This window comes from Propionivibrio sp. (assembly GCF_017995515.1).
Taxonomy (GTDB): Bacteria; Pseudomonadota; Gammaproteobacteria; order Burkholderiales; family Rhodocyclaceae; genus Propionivibrio.
The window spans coordinates 1-1,612 of record NZ_JAGOIT010000119.1; the positions used below are offsets into that span (position 1 = coordinate 1).

The 1,612-nt window shown below is 65.3% G+C and carries 2 protein-coding genes; both read left to right on the top strand.

Annotated features, from left to right (window positions below):
* On the top strand, nt 1-494 hold a 494-nt coding region (locus KBA32_RS14945), incomplete at its 5' end, for a hypothetical protein (RefSeq protein WP_294360523.1).
* The coding region (locus tag KBA32_RS14950; RefSeq protein WP_294360525.1) for a DEAD/DEAH box helicase family protein at nt 485-1,612 on the top strand (1,128 nt) is incomplete at its 3' end. The genes KBA32_RS14945 and KBA32_RS14950, both read left to right, overlap by 10 nt.

A 1,612-nucleotide genomic window follows, 5' to 3' on the forward strand; every position in this document is an offset into this window, starting at 1 on the left:
TCGAGCAATACGAGGACACGCTCGCCAACCTCGAAACGGCCTGGGATGCGCCGCAACTCCCCGAGGGCGTGCCGGTGCGCTACCTGTTCCGCCCCGAGGAAAACCGGGTGCGCCAGTCGCTCGACCTGACCCGCCCGTTCGCCAACACGCTGCGCGTTGGGCGGAACGGCGAGCCGCGCACCGTCGATCTGCTGGAAACGTGGGCCTTGCTGCAAGGTTACTGGGTACGTTCACGGCGTGTGTTCGTCGAGGCCGGGCGGCGCTATGTGGCGCTGGAGACGGAGTGCGCCTGCCTCGTGCTGCTGCGCGACATCAACGAGCCGGAGGACGACAGCGCGGCGCTCAACGCGATTGCGGCGCGCTACGTGAATGCGGACGGTTCGCCGCGCATTCAGCGGCTGGAAGTCAATCACTGGGCGGACCTGCGCAAGGTGAAGCTGCCGTGCACGCTGATTTCACCGGTGGATTTCGACCGGGGCGCTGCATGGAACTGAAGCTCTACAACCGGCTCAGGACGGATTTGCTGAAGACGCTGGCCGCGGCCAGCGAACGGCACGATCCGGCGTACCAGAAAGCCGTCGAGGGCTACGCGCCGGAGGCGGAATCGGGCGTGGCGAAGTGGGCGCGCGATGCGATCCAGGGCTGGCTGGCGCGCTATAACGCGCTGGTGAGCCGCCCGGTGCAGTTGCGCTATTACCAGATTCTGGCGCTCTATTTCACCGAGGCGGCGCTGCGCGAGCGGCGCGACGGCAAGGCCGAGGCGCCGGGCAACTTGCTGGCGTACTGGATGGCGACGGGCAGCGGTAAGACGCTGCTGATGCATCTCAATATCCTGCAATACATCGACCACATCGGCGGGATGCAGGCGTTCGACGAGTTGCAGATCATCGTCACGACGCCGGGCGTGAATCTGATCGAGCAGCACCGGCGCGACCTGCTGCCGCTGGTCGGTGCGCTTAACCGCCAATGCGCCAACCGCATCCGGCTGACGGTGGAGTCGACGGGCAGCTTGCTCAATCATGAGCGCGGCTATTTCAAGCTGCCGCCGTCGAGCCGCGTGTTCCGGCTGGTGCTGGTCGATGAGGGGCATATCGGCCTGGCGGGCGGCGGCAAGGAGGCCGGGGCGTTCAAGCAGTTGCGCCACGAGTTGGCGGATTTCCCCAACGCCTTCCTGTTCGAGTATTCGGCGACGTATCACGGCATCAGCGAGAAGCACGTCGAGGAGTACGGCGGGCAGATCGTCTATGACTACAACTACTTCCGCTTCTACAAGGACGGCTACGGCAAGGATTACAGTATCCATCGCGTCGGTGCGGATGCCATCGCCGTGGGCGAGGAAGCGTGGGAGAACTTTCAGGCGGCGTTCGAGACGCTGGCCGACAAACTGACCCTGCACGACGAGCTGCGCCTGAGCGAGGGCGGGAGTCTGGGCTTTACCGCGCAGTTTGCCGACAAGCCGCTGATCGCCTTCATGGGCAACACGGTCGAGGACAAGAAGAAGGAAGGCAAGGGCGGTGACGATGAGGTGTCCGACATCCGCAAGCTGCTGGCCTTTCTCGCCAAGCTGTCGCCGGCCGGGCGGGCGCGGCTGGCGCCGGTGTTCAACGGCCAG